The organism is Stenotrophomonas maltophilia (assembly GCF_013464485.1).
GTDB lineage: Bacteria > Pseudomonadota > Gammaproteobacteria > Xanthomonadales > Xanthomonadaceae > Stenotrophomonas > Stenotrophomonas maltophilia_AW.
The window spans coordinates 89,060-109,417 of record NZ_RAUX01000033.1; the positions used below are offsets into that span (position 1 = coordinate 89,060).

Annotated in this window: 17 protein-coding genes; 9 read left to right on the forward strand and 8 right to left on the reverse strand. The window is 64.0% G+C overall.

Annotation, left to right across the window (positions count from 1 at the left end; translation table 11 throughout):
- Positions 1 to 35: 35 nt before the first annotated feature.
- A complete protein-coding gene (locus tag D7Y61_RS15515) occupies positions 36 to 782 on the reverse strand; it encodes a hypothetical protein (RefSeq protein WP_180867521.1) in 747 nt (248 codons plus the stop codon).
- Complete coding sequence (locus tag D7Y61_RS15520) at positions 779 to 1,405, reverse strand: hypothetical protein (RefSeq protein WP_180867524.1); 627 nt, start codon at positions 1,403 to 1,405, stop codon at positions 779 to 781. The genes D7Y61_RS15515 and D7Y61_RS15520 overlap by 4 nt, the downstream gene beginning before the upstream one ends.
- Between D7Y61_RS15520 and D7Y61_RS15525 the strand changes: the two genes are divergently transcribed.
- Positions 1,387 to 1,698, forward strand: a complete 312-nt coding sequence (locus tag D7Y61_RS15525; protein ID WP_153856119.1) for a hypothetical protein — start codon at positions 1,387 to 1,389, stop codon at positions 1,696 to 1,698. The two genes, D7Y61_RS15520 and D7Y61_RS15525, sit on opposite strands and share 19 nt — an antisense overlap.
- Here D7Y61_RS15525 and D7Y61_RS15530 read toward each other — a convergent pair.
- From D7Y61_RS15530 to tssJ, 6 genes are all read right to left on the reverse strand, one after another.
- Positions 1,667 to 2,320 carry a hypothetical protein gene (locus D7Y61_RS15530; RefSeq protein ID WP_180867527.1) on the reverse strand — a complete coding sequence of 218 codons (654 nt, stop codon included), beginning with the start codon at positions 2,318 to 2,320 and terminating at the stop codon, positions 1,667 to 1,669. The genes D7Y61_RS15525 and D7Y61_RS15530 overlap by 32 nt on opposite strands.
- On the reverse strand, positions 2,307 to 2,930 hold the full coding sequence (locus D7Y61_RS15535; RefSeq protein WP_180867530.1) for a hypothetical protein: 624 nt from the start codon (positions 2,928 to 2,930) through the stop codon (positions 2,307 to 2,309). The genes D7Y61_RS15530 and D7Y61_RS15535 overlap by 14 nt, the downstream gene beginning before the upstream one ends.
- A complete protein-coding gene (gene tssI, locus D7Y61_RS15540; protein ID WP_180867540.1) occupies positions 2,927 to 7,516 on the reverse strand; it encodes a type VI secretion system tip protein TssI/VgrG in 4,590 nt (1,529 codons plus the stop codon). Before tssI ends, D7Y61_RS15535 begins: the two co-directional genes overlap by 4 nt.
- A 10-nt stretch (positions 7,517 to 7,526) precedes the next feature.
- Positions 7,527 to 8,318 carry a type IVB secretion system protein IcmH/DotU gene (gene icmH / locus D7Y61_RS15545; RefSeq protein WP_258010388.1) on the reverse strand — a complete coding sequence of 264 codons (792 nt, stop codon included), beginning with the start codon at positions 8,316 to 8,318 and terminating at the stop codon, positions 7,527 to 7,529.
- Positions 8,318 to 9,652 (reverse strand): type VI secretion system baseplate subunit TssK, encoded by a 1,335-nt coding sequence (gene tssK / locus D7Y61_RS15550; protein WP_180867551.1) that lies wholly within the window; start codon positions 9,650 to 9,652, stop codon positions 8,318 to 8,320. The genes icmH and tssK overlap by 1 nt, the downstream gene beginning before the upstream one ends.
- Before the next feature lie 215 nt (positions 9,653 to 9,867).
- Positions 9,868 to 10,491: a type VI secretion system lipoprotein TssJ gene (tssJ, locus tag D7Y61_RS15555; RefSeq protein WP_258010389.1), complete on the reverse strand. Its 624-nt coding sequence runs from the start codon at positions 10,489 to 10,491 to the stop codon at positions 9,868 to 9,870.
- Between the two features lie 239 nt (positions 10,492 to 10,730).
- Between tssJ and D7Y61_RS15560 the strand changes: the two genes are divergently transcribed.
- From D7Y61_RS15560 to tssH, 8 genes are all read left to right on the forward strand, one after another.
- The gene (locus D7Y61_RS15560) at positions 10,731 to 11,351 is read left to right on the forward strand and encodes a tetratricopeptide repeat protein (protein ID WP_180867556.1); all 621 of its coding nucleotides are present in this window, start codon (positions 10,731 to 10,733) and stop codon (positions 11,349 to 11,351) included.
- 30 nt (positions 11,352 to 11,381) lie between these two features.
- A complete protein-coding gene (gene tssB / locus D7Y61_RS15565; protein WP_110712667.1) occupies positions 11,382 to 11,882 on the forward strand; it encodes a type VI secretion system contractile sheath small subunit in 501 nt (166 codons plus the stop codon).
- A gap of 3 nt (positions 11,883 to 11,885) precedes the next feature.
- Positions 11,886 to 13,376, forward strand: a complete 1,491-nt coding sequence (gene tssC / locus D7Y61_RS15570; RefSeq protein ID WP_110712666.1) for a type VI secretion system contractile sheath large subunit — start codon at positions 11,886 to 11,888, stop codon at positions 13,374 to 13,376.
- A gap of 146 nt (positions 13,377 to 13,522) precedes the next feature.
- Positions 13,523 to 14,020, forward strand: a complete 498-nt coding sequence (locus tag D7Y61_RS15575; RefSeq protein WP_006465355.1) for an Hcp family type VI secretion system effector — start codon at positions 13,523 to 13,525, stop codon at positions 14,018 to 14,020.
- Positions 14,021 to 14,146: 126 nt separating this feature from the next.
- Positions 14,147 to 14,635: a type VI secretion system baseplate subunit TssE gene (gene tssE / locus D7Y61_RS15580; RefSeq protein WP_057496761.1), complete on the forward strand. Its 489-nt coding sequence runs from the start codon at positions 14,147 to 14,149 to the stop codon at positions 14,633 to 14,635.
- Positions 14,635 to 16,470, forward strand: coding sequence for a type VI secretion system baseplate subunit TssF (gene tssF / locus D7Y61_RS15585; protein ID WP_153856123.1), 1,836 nt, complete (start codon positions 14,635 to 14,637; stop codon positions 16,468 to 16,470). Before tssE ends, tssF begins: the two co-directional genes overlap by 1 nt.
- Positions 16,434 to 17,525, forward strand: coding sequence for a type VI secretion system baseplate subunit TssG (gene tssG / locus D7Y61_RS15590; protein ID WP_110712663.1), 1,092 nt, complete (start codon positions 16,434 to 16,436; stop codon positions 17,523 to 17,525). Before tssF ends, tssG begins: the two co-directional genes overlap by 37 nt.
- Positions 17,526 to 17,591: 66 nt before the next feature.
- A complete protein-coding gene (tssH, locus tag D7Y61_RS15595; protein WP_180867559.1) occupies positions 17,592 to 20,345 on the forward strand; it encodes a type VI secretion system ATPase TssH in 2,754 nt (917 codons plus the stop codon).
- Positions 20,346 to 20,358: the final 13 nt, after the last annotated feature.

Consider the following 20,358-nt stretch of genomic DNA (forward strand, 5'->3'; position numbering starts at 1 on the left):
TGAAACGAGAGGAACCTGTCTGCGAAACCGCGGGTTCAACGCGCATCATCACGTCCCGGGCCAAACTCGATCTCATACGGGGTGCTGTCATAACGACGATCATCGACGCCGAAGTAGGTGCTGGCATGGATGAATCGGGCATCCCTGCGGCTTGCGGTGCAGAGATTGATACCACGGTTGCAGTCGATGCGCAGCCGATCATTGCTCAGCTGCGCGATGTCCCCGACACGTGTATTGCTGTCCACTTTCACGCCACTGACCGCGACAGTGCCCGTGTAGTCCTTACCCGGACGAACGCCTTCACCGGGCGCAATGTAGGCCAGCGCGTCCTCAGGCAGGCCCTTCAGGGTGACGGCGACGGTGCGGACCGTCAGATCCTTTGGGTAGTTCGTATAGACACGGATGCCCAGGTCGTCCCAGACAACGATGTCCGAGGCATCCGAAAGCGCGTTGCGGTGCGTGGAGCCAAGTACCTTTTCCCAGGCGGCAAGATCCTGCTTGAACGTCAGGCGATGTCCTTTGTACTCGACGTAGTCTTCGTTGAACGCCAGGTCCGCCGCAGCACTGGTTCCACCACGCGCAGGGTCTGCCGTCCGTGCATCGCTGCACGCGCCAAGAACGAGAACAAGGAGTGAGGCGAGCAGATGTCTTCTGATCATTTCTTTGGCTTCACCTGGTTCTTCTCCCCAAGCAGATCGCCGTAGCAGGTCCGCCTGTCGAAGGGATCCTCGTGCCACTGACGACTGCGCACTATGGTCTTGATCGTACTTGATGAATTTCAATGAGCCGGGTTGCTGCCAGGGCCGAATTCGATGACATAGGGGGTGCTGTCGTACCGTCGGTCATCCACTCCGAAATACATCTTCATCTGGATGAACTTTTCATCGTTCCTGCTTGCGCCACAGATGCTTATGCCGCGGCTGCAATCAATGCGTAGCTGTCCTCCGCTCAGGTGTGCGATGTCGCCTACGCGAGTGCCCTTGTTTACGCGGACACCGTTGACCAGAACGGAGTAGGCATAGTCTTGGCGAGGTCGAACGCCTTCGCCTGGTGGGATGTAGGACAGCGAATCCTCGGGTTCTCCGCGAAGGGTGACTGATGCTGTGACCACACGTTGATTCCTGGGATGGTTGGTGTAGACACGGATGCCCAGATCGTCCCAGACCACAATGCCAGGGTCATCGGGAAACGCGGTGCGATGGTTGGGGCCAAGCACGTTGATCCAGTTGGACAGGTCCTGAGTGAAATCCAGGCGCTGTCCGTTGTACTTGACGTAGTCATCCTGGAAAGCCAAAGGGGCTGCATTGCTTTCGCCTGAGCCCGGGGCATGCTTGGCATCGCAGGCAGCAAATGCAAGCACAGAAAACGAAATCAGGAGGATTCTCGATGGCACCGCAGCGTACATCAGTTGGTCTCGCGGCTGACTTCGATGGTGTACGGGAGGCGATCGTATCGCCTTTCGTCAGCCCTGAAGTAGATGGAGCAGCCACGAGTAGTGCCATCAACCCGATTTCTGATGCATGTGCCGATGCCCTCGCTGCAGTGAATCTCAAACATCGTGCATCGGGCGGCCGGGATGTCGCAGATCTTCATGTCGCCGTTGAATTGCCCGCTGTCGATGATGAGGCCGAGTGGTCACTGCTTGTGAAGGTGGTTCCGTGCCTCCTCAATCTGGAGCGTCGTCTTTCTCGATGTTGAGTTTGTATATGTAGCTGCTGTAGCGCTTATCGTCCACGGAGAAATAGAAGGAGTAATCCAGCTTCGCCTGATCTGTCCTGTTCGCGCTACAGAGGGCAATTCCCTGGCTGCAGTGTACTTCCAGTAAACCTCCGCTCAGTCGGGGTATGTCATCAACCTGCGTCGTATTGTTCACAGGAGTGCCCGAGAACGAGACCGCACCCGAAAAAGTCTTGCGTGGCTGAATTCCTTCTCCTGGAGGTTCATAGCCGCCAGATGACCTGGGAGGGACACGGAGGACGAATGAGACTGAGTTGACGCGATGTTCTTTCGTTGGGCCCGTGTAGGCAGCGATCCCCAGTTCATCCCAGATCATCATGATCGGTAACTCAGGATCGGCGAAGCGATAGTCGCTACCAAGGACGGCAATCCATGCCTTGACGGGGGCGCCAAGTTCAACGCGCTGTGAGCCGATGAGGATCGAGCCATTCTCGAAAATGGCCGCTGGCTTCTGCTTCGGCTGCTCATCTTGAGGTGCGGCGTTACATGCGGCAAAGAGCGATGAAAGCGCTATCGCCAGAAAACGTCGTGAGTTGGTCGCGAAGAGAGCCGTCGCCGTACGCTGGGGCTCAGCGGGTGCCATCACGTCCTGGACCAAACTCGATCTCATAAGGGATGCTGTCATATCGACGATCGTCGACGCCGAAGTACGTGCTGACATCCTTGAACCGGTCATCCTTGCGGCTTGCCGTGCAGAGATCAATGCCGCGGCTGCAGTCGATGCGCAGCCGATCATTGCTCAGACGCGCGATGTCCCCGACCCGAGTATTCTTGTCCACTTTCACCGCACTGACCGAGACAGCTCCCTTGTAGTCGGCGCGGGGACGAACGCCTTCCCCCGGTGCGATGTAGGCCAGCGAGTCCTCCGGCAGGCCCTTCAGGGTGACGGCGACGGTGCGGACCGTCAGGTCCTTGGGGTAGTTCGTATAGACGCGGATGCCCAGATCGTCCCAGACAACGATGTCCGATGCCTCCGAAAGCGCGTTGCGGTGCGTGGGTCCAAGTACCTTTTCCCATGCGGCAAGGTCCTGTTTGAAGGTCAGGCGTTTCCCTTTGTACTCGACGTAGTCTTCGTTGAGCGCGAGATGCGGCGCTGCATTGGCCTCGCCACGCGCGGGAGCTGCCGTCTGGGCATCGCTGCACGCGCCGAAGCCAAGGACGAGAAGCGAGGCAAGAAAGAGATTCCTGATCATTTCTTTGGCTTCACCTGATTCTTTTCACCAAACAGATCTTCGTAGAACTTGGTGATGTAGTCCCAACTCTTGGATCCATAGCGACCCACCCGGCGAATTTCCTCCAGAGCGTGCTTGCCGTGTTCCTCATGCAAGTGCTCAAGCTCGGTCGCTGACGCAGCACGCCGGATGTCGGCAGGGTGCTTTTTCGCCCAGGCGCCCACCAGTCCATCCTGCCAGGAGGTGTCTTGCGGGTGCACCAGGTAGGACTTTGCGATCGTGGCCGGACTGGTCGTGGGCATTCCTCGCCAGTGCTTGTACATGGCAGCTCCCACTTGTTGCACCGCGCTGCTGGCCAGGGTGGCAGCGAGCGTATGCAAGGGGTGCACATCGTGATCCTTGGCGAGCTGGGAGTGGCTGGGGTCCGTAGATCCATTCTTGTTCGGATCAGAGTCGAACATGGTCTGGGCATCGTCAACGCTGTTGCCCACCAGCAACAGCAGTTGCTGGTACACGAAGTTGTATGAGTTCAGCACAAGGCGCATCGGGGCGCTGGCAATCCAGCCAGCACGTTCAAGATACTCATGGCCTGGAATGCTTGCGATGCGATCACGAAGTTTGAGGAACTTCTCGAAGGCTTCGTAGTATCTCTTGTCACTGTGTTCCGACAGCAGTATCAGCATGATCTTCTCGCCATCCGAGCGATCACCGGGCTTGCTGGCTTTGAATTCCCAGCTTTCAATGCCAAAGACCTTGTGTGCGATGGGTTCGGCCAGGCTGGCGATCACATCGGTGGAGCCGAACATGCCGGTGACGACTGGGTACGAATGCTTGCAGGTTGCCGCTGCAGTCCAGGGCAGCACCTTGCCATGCCCGAGCTTTCGAAGGCTCAGTTCGCAGAAATTGGAATGGGCGAAGTAATCCTCAAGCACATGAAGTGCCGAACCGAAATGACGCATGCCATCAGGTGTCATTCCCAATGACATGGCCTTGCGAAGCTCGACCTCCATGAATTCGCTGGAACGGATGATGTAGCGCTTCATCGATCGGTCTGGGTCGATCTTGAGCAGATCGCTGCCAGGCGTAACCCATGGCTCGAAGTCCGGATCGATGGTTCTGGGGTCCGGAGGCGACGGCTTGATGTTCTTGGGATTGTCGATGTGTTCGCTGGGACGATACACGCCCAATCGTTCAGTGGTTACGCCGTAGTTGCGATAGTTTCCTCGACGCAGTTCGTAGAACTCGCTGCCAGCCAGGACGTCGACAACCTTTGTCAATGCAGATCGGGAGATGTGCTTTCCAAGATCCTTTGGGAGATTCGGCGGACGCACGATCTTCGGATCCAGCAGCTGCGAGTAGTCGCGCAGCCAGTTGCCGAAATAGATCGCGTTCATTTCAGCGCGGCTGAAGCCGACCTTGCCCAGCACCGCCTCAATCGATCGATGCCCAAACGACTCGTTGGGTCGCTTGTCATGGTTCTGGCCATCACCCGCACTGAACCCCTCGTAGCGCCCATCCTCGCTCTTGTTGGTTTCCTGGGCCACGGGCCCCTGTTGCTTCAGTGCAGCCTGTACTTCCGCATAGTTCACCTTCAACGCACCGTTGAACTCGGGCGAGGTGTACTGCGCATACTCGGTTTCGTGCGTGCCTTCCAGGTCGAAGAACGCCAGGCGATAGGCGAGTGCAGTGCCTTCTTCCTTGCCGCTGTCCGCAGCGAGGGTCGGCTTGCCGTTCGCATCCTTCTCCGCCAGATCATTGCGCAGCACGTTGTCGACGTGGTGCCCGAACTCATGCAGCAGCACCGCCAGCAGTTCGCGTGACGCCTCGATGGTCGTCGCCGCGCGGTCTGCCGCCATGCTGTTCACGCGGATGATGCGCTTGCTGTTGTCGTAGTCGGCCGGGTAGGGCGCGCCTGCCATCACCTTGTGTTCGGGCGCCTGCAGGCTGCCATTCTTCAGTGCGTCCTGCAGCTTCATGTAGGTCCGCGCCGGAACATCGAAGCCGAAGGTCGGCGCCATCATCATGACGAACTCGACCGGTGTGGACTGCTCGGCGATGCTGCGCAGCTGGTCGTAGGCGAACGTGCTTTCGAAGGTGCGGCCCGGATCAGGCTTGATCGTGAAAGCGGGCAGCGGCGGCAGGCTGGCCGGGGTGCTGCCTCCCCCCATGAACGGATGTTCGCCCGCCTTGACCTTGAACTCGCCGGGGCAGCTGAAGGTGATGTTGCCGCCCTCCAGCGTGATCGCACTGCTGCCGGCCTGCAGCACCACCTTGGTCTGCGCCAGCACGTCGATGCGGTCGTCGGTGGCGGTGATGGTCAACGCCTGATCGCTCAGCAGTTCCAGCTCGCCGTCGTGGGCCTGCAGGCTGACCGGGCCCTGCGCGGCGATCACCCGCAGCGGACCGCTCTGCGCGAACAGCGAGACATGCTCGCCGGACACCGTGGCGATGGTCTCGCCAGCGCTGACGTGCAGGTCCTGCTGCACCGTCATCTGCAGGTTCTGCCCGGCGTAGGCCACCGCGCTGGCCGGGGTGGTCCAGGCCACATGGTGCGGTGCCTCGGCCAGCAGCAGTGGCGTGCCCAGCCGTTCCACCGGCTGATCGCCGGGGCTGCGGCCATCACTGCCGGGCTTCATCGCACTCTGCCCGTTCACCTCACCCTGGAAGCGCCCCTGCGCCTTCGGGTCGATCTGCTCGCGCAGCTGCTTGGTGCGCTCGAACTCGGCCAGCCCCGGCACCTGCTGCTGGGCCAGGGTCTGCTGCATCTGTTCCAGGCTGCGCTCGGCGCCCTTCAGCTGGGCCACCACGCTGGCGTTGTCCATCACCGTGGATGCCGCGCGCTCCTGCAGGCTGGCCGACAGCAGCAGGCCTTCGCCGGCATGCACGTTGCCCCAGCCCTGGGTGGCCAGTTCAAAGCCCTCGCCACGCAGCGCGCCACGGGCGGTGTCCTGGTGCGCGATCAGGTAGCCCAGCTCCAGCCGGCTGTCGGCCAGCGAGCTGTGCAGGCGCGTGCGCAGCTGCCCGGGCGTGTCGTCGATCACCCATTGCTGGGTGCCGCTACCGTCATGGGCCTGGGTGTGCAGGCCGCTGAGTACGCCGGGGTGGCGTGCGTTCTCGTCGATGCCGCCGCCGAAGGGCGGAGCGACTTCGCCGTTGTAGAGCTGGCCGGTGATGCGCGGCTGGTCGATGTCGCCGTGCAGGAATTCCACCAGTACTTCGCTGCCCACGCGGGGCAGGAAGGCCGTGCCCCAGTTGGGGCCGGCCACCCACTCGGCTACCGGCACCCAGCTGCCACTGGTGTGGTCGCCGGGAGCGTGTCCGGGCTGGGCGCTGCCGGTGTCGGTCAGGCCGCCGGGATTGGGCCTGCTGCCGCGCTGCCAGCCGAACTGGATGCGTACCTGGTGCTCGCGGTTGGGAGTCACGGCGGTGTTGGCAATGCCCACCACGCGCGCGGTCTGCGGGCCATGCAGGGTCGGCCGGTCCTGCGGCAGGGCGCGCAGCGGCACCCCGGCGCCGGTGGCCAGGAAACTGTTGCGGTAGGCGCCGCGCTCCAGTGCGGGGCTGCCCAGCAGTTCGGCGATGCCCTGGTCCAGGTTGTTCAGCGCCACGTGCTGCACCGCCAGCAGCTGGAAGGCCTGGCCTTCGTGCTGCGGGTGCTGGGCCAGGGTGAAGGTGCTGCCGGCGGCCAGCTGGCGTTCGCTGCCGCTGCCGCTGTAGAGCACCTGACCCACGCGCAGCGCGTCCAGCCGCGCCTGTGCTTCGGCATCGGCCCAGCCGGCCTGGGTGAAGCGCCCGGCGCGCGGCTGCACGTAGACTTCCAAGGCGGGCAGGGTGCCGGCATCGGYGCTGGAGTGCGCGGCCACGGCAGCAACCTGCTCGCTGTGCCAGCTGGCCACGGTGCTGGCGTTGGGCACCAGCTGCTGGCGTTCGGCAAAAGCGGTGATGCCGTCATTGGCCTCGGCCATGTCGGCGCGATGGAAGCGCACGCGGCCGGCGTCGGGCAGCTCGGCGCCCGGCTCGAACACCACCAGCGTGTGCGCGGCCTCATCGCCCTGCGCCTGCTCGATGCGCCAGGCCAGGCCAGCCTCGGCCAGCAGGCGGGTGATGAAGGCCCAGTCGGTCTCGCGGTACTGGGTGGTGATCGCACGCGCCGGCAGTGCGGCCTGCACGTCGAAGCGGAACAGCGCCTGCGGGTAGTCGGCGAAGATCTGCTCGCAGATCGCGCGGGTGTCCAGGTCCTGGAAGATCACCGCGTTGCGGCGCAGGCGCAGCAGCGCGGTCCACGGCTCCAGGATCAGCCGGTAGCGGGCCAGGCCGCCATCGCTGCCCAGCTGCGCAGCCTCGGTACACAGCCCGTGCCACTGGCGCAGCGAACCGTCGGCCTGGCGCAGCTGCAGGGTCAGCGGCTGTTCCAGCCACGGCTCCAGGTCCAGGAACGCGTCGGTGGACAGGCAGTCGATCTGCAGCCGGTTGTCGCCGCAGACTGATTCAATGCCTTCGAAGCGCTCGACCACCAGGCCCGCATCGGGGCCCTTCAGCTGGATCAGGCGGTCGCGGTGCGACAGCGAGGCGAGGGAAGCGAGCAGTGCGGAGCTTGGGATGTCCATATCATCAGGCTCATGGCAGGGTGATCGTGATGTGGGCGGTGCGCTCGGGCATCTGCACCACGTCGTTGTAGGCGGCCAGTTGCTGCTGCGTCTCGTGGCCGAGGTAGGTGCGCATGCCGAAGAAGGCGACGATGCCGAAGCAGCCCACCACCACCGCAGGCAGCCACAGCGGCACCACGCGGCGCAGGCTGTGGCGTACGTTGTCCGGCGGCAGTGCGTGCGGCGCGAAGCCGTGGCGCTTGCCCTTCAGGTAGACGATTTCATCGCCCAGCCGCGCGGTCAGGTAGCCCAGCTTTTCGGTGCCTTCCAGCCGGTACTTGCCTTCGAAACCCATCAGCAGGCAGTAGTGGTAGACCTCCAGCGAGGGCAGGCGCGCCGCACCCTGGCGGCGCAGCTCCTCCAGCCGGTCGAAGAAGTGCTCGCCGGCCAGGTGCTCACCGAACAGGCGCAGCTGCAGCGGGTTGCGCTCCCAGGTTTCGTGCAGCGGCGACGGCTGCGACAGGATCGCCTCGTCCACTGCGGCGCAGAAGGCGTATTTTGCGGCGTACACATCTTCCGATGCCACGCCCAGGCGCATCGCGTTGCGCTCCACGCCATCGAGGAACTTCTGCACGGTCTGCACGAAGCCTTCGGCATCGTGCGGCAGCTGGCCGCGCTTGAGCAGCAGCAGCAGGTAGAAGCCGTCGGACATCAGGTCCTGCAGGCTCTGTGGATTGGCCGCCTGCGGGGTGGGATTGACCATCGCGCCGTTGGCGGTCAGCGATGGCATCGGGCCCGGAGTCGGGGGCAGGGGAGAGTTCATCATGAGGTCACCGCCACAAGTTCCATCTTCAGCTCGGCAATGCCGGCCGGCACGTAGATCATCACTGACTGCGCCTTGAGCATGCGCTCATACAGCGCACCGCGCGCATCCAGTTCGAAGTAGTGACTGCCCGGGCGTACCGGAATCGCCGCCGGTACCTGCGCGGCATGGGTCAGCTTCACGCCTGGCAACGCGGACAGCACGCACTTCTCGACATCGTCCGGCGCACCCACCTTGAAGCGGACCGGCACGCTCTGGATCAGCTCCTGCGCCGGCAGCGATGCCGATACCGACAGGTAGAACGAGGCATTGCCATCGATGCGCTGCGAGTCCAGCCGGCCCAGGTGGTAGGACGGCTTGATCTCGTTGAGCGCGATCTTGAAGTACCGCGTGGAGATGACCGTATCGAGCAGGGCGCGCACGATCTCCAGCAGCTTGCGGAACGAGGCCTCGGGCTGATCGTGGCGATACACCGGCAGGTCGCCCAGCTGGTAGGCGTTGGAGAACGTCAGCAGCGAGCCGGCCATGCGCAGCAGCTCCTGGTGCAGGCGCTCGGGATGCAGCTGCGGATGATGCAGCAGGTGCGCCAGCGCGCTGAACGAGCTGTTGATGGTGTGCAGCAGCCAGAACGATGCGATGTCGCCGGAGCGGAATTCGATGATGTTCTGCGATGTCTGGCGGTGCAGGCCATACAGCGCGTCGACCTTGGCCTGCAGTGCATCGAGCACGGCACGGAGTTCACGATGCAGGAACGGTGATGCCTGCAGCTGTGCACAGGGGGGAATGAACTCGTCATCCAGCTCGAAACCGCCACTGGACGTACGGCGAACGCGCGCCACCGGCACTGTTGCATAGGCGTCGCGCGGCTGATCGTCGGTGAGCAGCTTCACCGCCTTGCTGAGAAAGGCCAGTTCGGCTTCCACTGCATCGGTGAACAGATCCTGGGTGTCGCGGTTGGCCTGCCGGTAGCGGGCCAGCACGGTGCCCTCGGCATCAGCGCAGTTGGCCCCGTCGTCGCGCAGCAGCGGCAGCGCCAGGTAGACCACCGTGGATTGCACGCCAGGGGGCAGATCCTGCAGCGAAACCGCGTCGGGCAGGCTGTCGTGAGCCGGCGCGTCGTAAGTCTCGCCATCGGGAAACACCGCGGACAGGTCGAGTGGGCGCAAAGTGCCACCCGACAGCGCATGCGGATCGAACCGCACCCGGCGTGCACCCCAGGCGTAGGGATGCAGCGTCTGCGAAAGATCCTGCAGCCGCGCTTCATGGTAGGCGTCCTGACGCTGGAAATGCTGGGGGCGCAGGAACAATCCTTCACCCCAGAGAACCTTCGACATCCTGCTTACATAAGCCACGTTCAATCCTTGGAAATAGCTCGAAAATATCGCCCGCGAGGGCTGATCCCGCCACTGTCGCGTTCTGCTCCGGCGAGCGCCCCTGTCCAGCAATGTGAAAATGTGAGGTGCATCCCACATCCGGCGCGCGGGGCAAGCGTTGCGTCCGGGGATACTATCGCATCGGCGAAAACGAGTGCCAGAATTCCGGCGCGACGTTACTTCGCACCTGCACAGCGGATGGAGGCAAGACTGCCGGGATCGCCGGAAATACGTGTCAGCAGGGCCTTGCTGTCACTGGTCAACGCACAGGCATGGACGCCGATGGTGACGCCGTCCTGCGGAAGCGTCTTGCCCTTGGTGTCGAATGCCAGCCGCCAGCGGTTCTCCGCCGGTGCGCGGAACAGGGCGACCACGCCGAGCACTGCACTTCCTTCACTCAGCTGCTCGGACAATTCCTGCCGGGCACCGGGGGTGAGTATCACTTCGTTGACCGACAACAGGTCCGCACCGAGCGCTGCCTGCTCGCCGGCCTGGTCCAGGAAGGCGTTGAAGGGGGCCTGTTCGAAGCGCTGCAGGCTGCGCAGGTGGTAGATCTTGATCACCGCGGCCGTGGCGCGCTTGTCGTTTCCGGCATTGAGGTTGCTGCCGGCGTACAGGCGCAGTGGAACCGCTGGCGGAGTTGCGGGCTTCTCCTCGCGGATGCCAACGGCCTGCAGCGTCTTGTCCATCGCTTTACCCAGCTTGCTGTCGCTGGCGCATCCGGCCAGTGAGCTGGAGATAATCAGGGAGAAAATAGTGACGGAGATCACGCGTTGGAATCGGAAGAGTTGCGCATTCATGTGTAGTCGGCGGGCTCGCGGTGCGGGGGTGAAAGTTACGCGTACAAGGGTTTCTGCTCGCGAATATCACATCGGGATGTGAAGAAGATGTCTAACGAATTCGCCACATTCTTGACGAAATTCACTATACCGAGGCGTATTCGCGAATGTACACTGCCGCCGACAGGGGCAGGAATCCCGTGTGTTGTATCGGCGGAGATTCGGCTTCCTTTAGGAACTAATTTCGACGAGGGATCACTATGGAAGTGAAGGCAATGGGGAAGGCTGTGTACCGGCCGATGTTCGCGCTGATGTTGCTGTCGGGCCTGGCGGCCTGCTCATCGACGCCGAAGAAGGCCGAGGTCGTGCCGTTCGAAACGACGCTCAGCGAAGCAGAGGCGCAGGTCACCACCGGTGGCGCCGATGCCGCGATCAGTGCGTTCGAACTGGCGGCCAAGGCCGACCCGACACGCAAGGAGCCGTGGGTGCGCATCGCACAGCTGCAGTTCGACCAGGGCCAGTACGCCCGTGCGATCGTGGCTGCCGAGGAGGTTCTGCAGCGTGATCCGAATGATCTCGTTGCCGATGGCGTGATCACCGTGGCCGGCTTCCGTGTCGCCAACCAGTCGCTGACCCGCCTGCAGGGCCGCGGTGCACTGGCTTCGGACACCGCACGCAAGGAAGCGCAGACCCTGGCCACCACCCTGCGCAACACCATGGGTGACGCCATCCTCGATCCCACGCCCAAGCCCAAGGCGACGCGCACCCGCAGCCGTGGCAGCCGCGCCGCTGCACAGCCGGTCGCGCAGCCCGCCGCACAGCCGGCCAAGCCCGCCGCCCGTTCGAACAACTCCGATCCGTTCCAGAACATCGGCAACTGATCCGGAGCCGGCCCCAGTCAGGAGACACTCATGGCCAAGAAGGAAAGCATTCAGAAGCGGCTGCAGAAGATCCGCCCGCCGCGCGTCCAGCTCACCTACGACGTGGAGAAGGGTGACGCGATCGAGCAGAAGGAACTGCCGTTCGTGGTCGGCGTGATGGGCGATTTCAGTGGCAATCCGGAGCAGCCGCTGCCGAAGGTCAAGGATCGCAAGTTCGTCAATGTCGATCTGGACAACTTCGATGAAGTGATGGAAGGCGTAGCGCCTCGCGCGGTCTATCGCGTGCCGAACAAGATCAGCGACGACGGTGGCGAGTTCGGAGTCGAGCTGAAGTTCAATTCCATCGACGACTTCCGCCCCGAGGCGGTGGTGCAGCAGATCGAGCCGCTGCGGCGCCTGCTCGAATCGCGCACCAAGCTGGCTGATCTCCGCAACAAGCTGGCCGGTAACGAGAAGCTGGAAGATCTGTTGACCGATGTGCTCAACAACACCGAGCAGCTGAAGAAGCTCGGCGTGACCAAGGAGGACTGATCGATGTCAGCCGAAGCCAGCCAACTGGCCACCCAGGCCGCCGTTGCCGAAGAGGTGGGCCTGCTCGACCAGATCGTTGAGAAGAGCAAGGTCGCCAAGTCGCAGACCGAACATGATCGTGCCAAGGACATCATTGCCGCGCTGGCGAAGGAAGTCCTGGACGGTACCGTGGTGGTCTCCGACAACCTCAACCTCACCCTTGATGCACGCATCGCCGAGATCGACCGGATCATTTCCGAGCAGCTCAGCGCGGTCATGCATGCGGAAGCCTTCCAGAAGCTGGAAGGCAGCTGGCGGGGCCTGCACTACCTGTGCCAGCAGACCTCCACCGGCCCGAACATGAAGATCAAGGTCTTCAATTCGCCGCAGAAGGATCTGGTCAAGGACTTCAAGTCGGCCATCGATTTCGACCAGAGCGCGCTGTTCAAGAAGGTCTATGAAGAGGAATTCGGCACCTTCGGTGGTGCGCCGTTCGGCGCCCTGATCGGTGACTATTTCCTTGGCCGCCAGCCGGAGGACATGTACTTCATCGAGCAGATGTCGCACGTCGCCGCTGCCGCGCACGCGCCGTTCATCTCCGCCGCCAGCGAAGGCATGTTCGGCCTGGAGACGTTCACCGACCTGGGCAAGCCGCGCGACCTGGCCAAGGTGTTCGACACGGTCGAGTACGCCAAGTGGAAGTCGTTCCGCGAGAGCGAGGACAGCCGCTACGTCGGCCTGACCATGCCGCGCTTCCTGGGGCGCCTGCCGTACAACCCGAAGGACGGCACCACTGTCGAGGGTTTCAACTTCGTCGAAGAGATCGAAGCGGCCGACCACAGCAAGTTCCTGTGGTGCAACACCGCCTACGCGATGGGCGCCCGGCTGACCCAGGCGTTCGAGAGCTTTGGCTGGTGTGCAGCGATCCGCGGCGTGGAAGGTGGCGGCCTGGTCGAGGATCTGCCGACCCATACCTTCCGTACCGACGACGGCGAAGTGGCGCTGAAGTGCCCGACCGAGGTGGCCATCACCGACCGTCGTGAGAAGGAACTCAGTGACCTCGGCTTCATGCCGCTGGTGCACTGCAAGAATACCGACTACGCCGCGTTCTTCGGCGCACAGTCGGCACAGAAGCCGAAGAAGTACAACACCGATTCGGCCAATGCCAACGCGATCCTGTCTGCCCAGCTGCAGTACATCTTCGCGGTCTCGCGTATCGCCCATTACCTCAAGGCGATGATGCGCGAGAAGATCGGCAGCTTCGCTTCGGCGGGCAACGTCGAGGAATTCCTGAACCGTTGGATCGCCCAGTACGTGTTGCTGGACGACAACGCTTCGCAGGAAGCCAAGGCGCAGTTCCCGCTGCGTGAAGCCTCTGTGCAGGTTTCGGAGGTGCCGGGCAAGCCCGGTGTCTACCGCGCGGTGGCCTTCATCAGGCCGCATTTCCAGCTCGATGAGCTGTCTGTTTCGTTGCGTCTGGTCGCCGAACTGCCGGCGTCCGCGAAAAAGTCGTAACGATTTGCTGTAACTGAAGCGTCCAGGGGAGTCCGCTCCCCGGATTGCAGTGACGCTTATTTCAAGAGGGCGTAGCCCCCCTTAACCGCCAGGCCCGCGCCTGGCACATCAAATCTCACGGAAGAACGGAATTTAGGAGACCAGATATGCAGCACGCTTTCCTCTCGATTGACACCATCAAGGGCGAGTCGCACGACGACAAGCACAAGGACTGGATCGAAATCCAGTCGTTCTCGCAGGATCTGTTGCAGCCGCGTTCGGCCACCGCGTCGACCTCCGGCGGCACCACCGCAGCCCGCGTGAACCTGTCCCCGATCGAAATCACCAAGTCGATCGACCTCGCCTCCACGGCCCTCAACCAGGCCGCCTCCAACGGCACCACCTTCCCGAAGGCGCAGATCCAGTTCATGCGCGCCGACAAGGACGGCAACGCGATCAATTACTACACGGTCGAGCTGCTGAACGTGCTGGTCCACCGCGTCACCACGACCGTGGACAAGGAAGGCATGCCGCAGGAAGTTGTTCAGTTGAGCTTCGGCGCCATCAAGTGGACTTACCAGCAGCAGAAGCCGGAAGGCGGAGTTGGTGGCAAGACCGTGGCGCAGTGGAGCGCAACCAAGAACATCCCGAACTACACCGTGTGATGTTGTGTCGCTGCGATGGCGCCTCGTGCGCCATCGCAGTCTGATCGCCGGGCAGGGCCAGGAACGGCCTTGCCTTTGCTGCACCGCTGCCGCCCGCACGGATGCCGAACCTGAGTGGATCGACCAATGAAGGGACTCGAACCCAGCCTGCTGGAAAAACTGTTCGACGACGCCCCCAAGCAACCGGGCGCCGGGCCGGTATTCAAGTCCGTCTCGCTGGAGCAGTACAAGGAATCCATCGCCCGCGACCTGGAGGGGCTGTTGAACTCGCGCGCCGCGTTCCAGGAAGGCGACATGAAGGAATTCCCCAATTGCCGGCAATCGCTGCTGACCTACGGGTTGGCGGACTTCTCCGCGATGAGCCTGGCCAACGCCTACGATCGTGCCGCCATCTGCCGCTCGCTGGAGCAGGCCGTGGCGCGCCATGAGCGCCGCCTGCGCAACGTCAACGTCCATCTGGACGCGGGCAACCAGTTCGCCGGTGGGCTGCATTTCACCATCCATGCGCTGCTCGACCTGGAGCCTGCACGCGAGCCGGTCAGCTTCGACGCGATGCTGCAACCCTCGACCCTGCAGTACCAGGTCACCCGCGCACGCCGCACGCAGGCCGCCTGATGCAGGACCTGCTGCCTTACTACGAACGCGAGCTTGGCTACCTTCGCCGTTACGGGCGCGAGTTCGCCGAGCGCTACCCGAAGATTGCCGGTCGCCTGCAGCTCTCCGCCGAGGGCAGCCAGGACCCGCATGTCGAGCGCCTGATCGAGGCCTTCGCGCTGCTCAGTGCGCGCGTGTCCAAGCGCATCGAAGATGACTATCCCGAATTCACCGACGCGCTGCTGGACGTGCTTTATCCGCACTACCTGCGGCCGTTCCCGTCCTGTTCGATTGCCCATTTCGACCTGGAAGGGGTGGCATCCAAGCTGAGTGCGCCGGTGCGCGTGCCACGCGGCACCGCCCTGCAGAGCCGGCCGGTGCGTGGCGTACCGTGCGAGTTCCGCACTGCCTACGACGTCGTGCTCGCGCCGATCGGCGTGCAGCAGGTGGTCTACCGCAGTGTGGCGGATGCACCGATGGCCACGACGCTGCCGGCCGGAACCGGTGGCCAGATCTCGATGGGGTTCCAGCTGCTGTCCGATCAGCTGGGTTTCCACCAGTTGGGAACCGATCACCTGCGCCTGTTCCTCGATGGCGAGCCCTCGGTGCGCGCGGCCCTGCGTGATGCGCTGATGCTGGGGGTGAAGGCGGCATACGTCGAGTCCGACGGGGATGGCCGCTGGCGCCGCCTCGACAAGGTGCCGTTGAGCGCGGTCGGGTTTGCCGATGACGAGGCGCTGATCGATTTCCCGGCGCGTTCGCATCCTGCCTATCGCCTGCTGACCGAGCTGTTCGCCTATCCGGAGAAGTTCGGCTTCGTCGACCTGCACCTGCCCTCGGTGACGGCAGGTGCCAGCCGCCGTTTCACCCTGCATCTGGTGCTGCAGGCGCACGGCCAGGACCGTGGCAACACGATGGTGCTGGACGAGCTGGGTGTGCACAACGTGCGGTTGGGCTGCACGCCCATCGTCAATCTGTTCCGCACCAGTGGCGAGCCGATCCGTGTCACCCATCGTACGGTGAACTACCCGGTGCTGGCCGATGCCCGCCGCGCGTTCGCCTATGAAGTGCACTCAATCGATTCGGTGCATCGCATCCGGCAGACCCCGCAGGGTGAACTGATCCAGGCCTTCCGCCCGTTCTATTCGCTGCATCACGGGGAAGACCCCGAGCGCACCGGTCAGTACTGGGTGGCGCGCCGTGACGAGGACGTGGCGCGGCAGAGCCCGGGCTTCGAGACCGAGATCAGCTTCGTCGACCTGTCGTTCAACCCGGTGCTGCCGCAGACCGATACGGTCAGCCTGGAGCTGACCTGCAACAACCGGGACCTGCCCAACCAGCTGGCCTTCGGTGTGGCGGGCGGTGACCTGAGCATCGAAGGTGGCAGCCCGGCCAAGGCGATCAGCCTGCTGCGCAAGCCGACCAAGCCGCTGCGTTTCCGTCACGGCCGCAACGCCCAGTGGCGCCTGATCTCGCACCTGTCGTTGAACCAGTTGTCGCTGACCGCCAGCGGCCTGCCTGCGCTGAAGGAGATGCTGCGCCTGTACGACCTGTCCGGCAGCAACGTCTCGGCGCGGCAGATCGACGGCATCCTCGAGCTGCAGCAGACGCCGGTGACCACCTGGATGCACGGCCGCCAGTTCGCCTCGGTGGTGCGCGGCCTGGAGATCCGCCTGACGATCAATGAAGCCCATTTCGTGGGCACCGGTGTGGCCGCCTTCGCCCAGGTGATGGACCACTTCTTCGCACTCTACGTGCATGCCAACAGCTTTACCCGACTGGTGCTGGTTTCCGGCGACAGCGGGGAGGAGATCGTCCGATGCCCAGCGCGCAGCGGCGAATCGATCCTGGCGTAGCCCAGCAGCTGCTCACCGAACCGCACCGCTTCCAGTTCTTCCAGGCGGTGCGGTTGCTTGAGCAGGTGTTCCAGCGGCAGGGCGTCAAGCCCGGCCAGGCCGTGCCGATGCGCGTGCGGTTCCGCAACTCGCTGTCGCTCGGATTCCCGGCCACCGAATTGTCGGCCGAGGGCGAAGTGTATTCGCTCAAGGGCGAGCGGCTGCAGGATCGCGAGGCCATCGAACAGGCCCTGCATGGCGAGGAGCTGGCCGAAGTCCACCTGACCCCGCAGTTCATGGGCCTGCTCGGCACCGCCGGCGCCTTGCCGCTGCACTACACCGAAACCCTGCAGCTTCGGGAGTTGTACCAGCGCGACCGTACTGCACGCGCGTTTCTGGACATCTTCTCCACCCGCGCGGTGTCGCTGCACTACGCCGCCTGGAAGAAGCACAGGCTGGCGCTGCAGTACGAGCTGGACCGTCGCGAGCGCTTCCTGCCGCTGGTGCTGTCGCTGCTCGGCATGGGCATGAGCGAGCTGCGCGACCGCCTGCACGAAGGCGAGGGCGAGATCTTCGACCAGGCCGTGGCCTATTACGCGGGCGCGGTGCGCCAGCGACCGGTGTCGGCGGCGCTGATGCAGCGCGTGCTGTCGGACTACTTCCAGGTGCCGCTGCACCTGGAGCAGTTCGTGGGCGCGTGGTACCGGGTCCCGACCGGGCAGGCCACGCGGCTGGGCCAGGCCAATGCCGTGCTGGGCGCCAGCGCGTTGGCCGGCGATCGCGTCTGGCAGCGCGACCTGCGCCTGCGACTGCGCATCGGCCCGCTGCGCCGCGACCAGTTCGACGCCTTCCTGCCGGGCGGCAGTGCGGCCGAAGCGCTGTCCAAGTGGTTGTCGCTGCTGACCGGCGGCATCCTCGAATACGAAGTGCGCCTGGTCCTGCGCGCGGAAGATGTGGAGGGCAGTTCACTCGGCATGGGCGGCGGTGTGCGCCTGGGCTGGGACAGCTACCTGTGCACCGCGCCACAGGCGACCCCGCGTGAGGACACCACGTATGGCATCCACACGCTGCAATGACATCGTGCCGGTGGTGTTGGTGCCGCCGGCCCCCGAACGGTTCCAGCAAGGAGTGCGCGTTTCCGCATGAGCATCAACCTCAAAACCCTGATCAGCAAGCTGGACGACACCTGCCGCCAGGCGGCCGAGCGCGCTGCGAACCTGTGCATGGCGCGCGGCAACTACGAGGTCGACCTGGAGCACCTGTTCCTGGCGCTGCTCGAGCAGCCGCAGAGCGATTTCGTGTTGATCGCACGGCGCAGCGGCATCCTGCCCGAGTCGCTGGAGCGCGATCTCAATGATGAGATCAGCCAGTTCAAGACCGGCAACAGCCGCACGCCGGTGTTCTCCCAGCACATTCCGAAGCTGTTCGAGCACGCCTGGCTGATCGCCTCGCTGGACTCGGAAACCACCCGCATCCGCAGTGGCCACCTGCTGCTGGCGCTGCTGACCGAGCCCGATCTGGCCCAGCTGGCCTATCGTGGCTCGAAGCTGTTCGTGCGCTTCAAGCGCGATGAGCTCAAGCACGACTTCGCCAAGCTCACCGAGGGCTCGCAGGAAGCAGTCCAGACCGTGCGTTTCGCCGATGCTTCGGCCGGCGGTGAAGCCGGCGAGGGCGACGACGCGGCGCCGGCTGAGGCCAAGGGCGGCCTGTCGAAGACGCCTGCGCTGGATCAGTTCACCACCAACCTGACCCAGCGTGCGCGCGAGGGCAAGATCGATCCGGTGATCGGCCGCGATGGCGAGATCCGCCAGGTGATCGACATCCTGATGCGACGCCGCCAGAACAATCCGATCCTCACCGGCGAAGCCGGCGTCGGCAAGACCGCGGTGGTCGAGGGCCTGGCCCGTCGCATCGCCGACAAGGATGTGCCGGACGTGCTGCAGGGCGTGGAGCTGCACACCCTGGACATGGGCCTGCTGCAGGCCGGTGCCAGCGTCAAGGGCGAGTTCGAGAACCGCCTGAAGAACGTGATCGACGAGGTCAAGAAGAGCGCTCACCCGATCATCCTGTTCATCGATGAAGCCCACACCATGATCGGTGCCGGCGGTACTGCCGGCCAGAACGATGCAGCCAACCTGCTGAAGCCCGCGCTGGCGCGTGGTGAACTGCGTACCATCGCTGCCACGACCTGGAGCGAGTACAAGAAGTACTTCGAGAAGGACGCCGCACTGGCCCGTCGCTTCCAGGTGGTGAAGGTCGAGGAACCGAGCGAGTCACTGGCCGCGGCGATGCTGCGCGGCATGGTCGGGCTGATGGAATCGCACTTCAACATCCGCGTGCTGGATGAGGCGGTGACCGAGGCGGTGCGCCTGTCGCACCGCTACATCAGCGGTCGCCAGCTGCCGGACAAGGCGGTGAGCGTGCTCGATACCGCGTGCGCCAAGGTGGCATTGGGGCAGAGCGCCACGCCGGCCATCATCGAAGACACCCGCAAGCACCTGGACCGCCTGCAGGCGGAGATCGGTGCACTGCAGCGCGAGACCGCTGGCGGCAGTGACCAGCATGGGGAGCGCCTGGCCGAACTGCATGCGCAGCAGGCCGAAGCGCAGGCCGTGCTGGCCAGCAACGAAGAGCGCCTGGGCCGCGAACGTGACCTTGCCGGCCGCATCGCCGCACTGCGCCAGCAGATGGAGCAGGGCGAAGCCGCGTCGGGCGAGGCCGAGCCGGCCAGCGACGAGGGCGACGGTGATGTCGCCGTGGCCAAGCCGGCCGCCAAGCGTGGCAAGGCCAAGCCGGAACTCTCGCCGCAGCACGCCGAACTGGCGCGGCTGCAGGCCGAGCTGCGCGAGCTGCAGGGCGAGACGCCGATGGTGCCGCTGCAGGTGGATGGCACCGTGGTGGCCGAGATCGTCTCGGCGTGGACCGGCGTGCCGCTGGGCCGCATGGTCAAGGACGAGATCCGTACCGTGCGCACGCTGGGCAACCTGCTGGTCGAGCGCGTGATCGGCCAGGATCATGCGCTGGATGCGATCGCACAGCGCGTGCGTACCGCCACCGCCAAGCTGGAAGATCCGAACAAGCCGCGCGGCGTGTTCATGTTCGTCGGCCCGTCCGGTGTCGGCAAGACCGAGACCGCACTGGCGCTGGCCGACATCCTGTACGGCGGCGAGCGCAAGCTGGTCACCATCAACATGAGCGAGTACCAGGAAGCGCACAGCGTGTCCGGCCTGAAGGGCTCGCCGCCTGGCTACGTCGGCTACGGCGAAGGTGGCGTGCTGACCGAGGCCGTGCGCCGCAATCCCTACAGCGTGGTGCTGCTTGACGAAGTCGAGAAGGCCCATCCGGACGTGCTGGAGATGTTCTTCCAGGTGTTCGACAAGGGCATGATGGATGATGCCGAAGGTCGCGAGATCGACTTCCGCAACACCCTCATCATCCTCACCTCCAACATCGGCTCGTCGCAGATCATGCAGGCCTGCCTGAACAAGCCGGCCGAAGAGATCCCGGGTGCCGAAGCGCTGTCCGATGCGTTGCGCCCGGTGCTGATGCGCACCTTCAAGCCGGCCTTCCTGGGCCGCCTGAAGGTGGTGCCGTACTACCCCATCAACGATGACGTGCTGGCGCAGATCATCACGCTCAAGCTCGGCCGCATCCGCGACCGCGTCATCGCCAACCACAAGGCCACCTTCAGCTGGGACGACAGCCTGGTGGAGGCCGTGCTTGCGCGTTGCACCGAAGTGGACTCGGGTGCGCGCAACGTTGACCACATCCTCAACGGAACCCTGCTGCCGGAAATCGCCGAGAGCGTGCTGGCGGCAATGGCCGAGGGGAACCGGATCAACGCCATCAAGGTCACCGCCGGCAAGAAGGGTGACTTCAAATACAAAGTGTCTTGACACTGAGCATAAG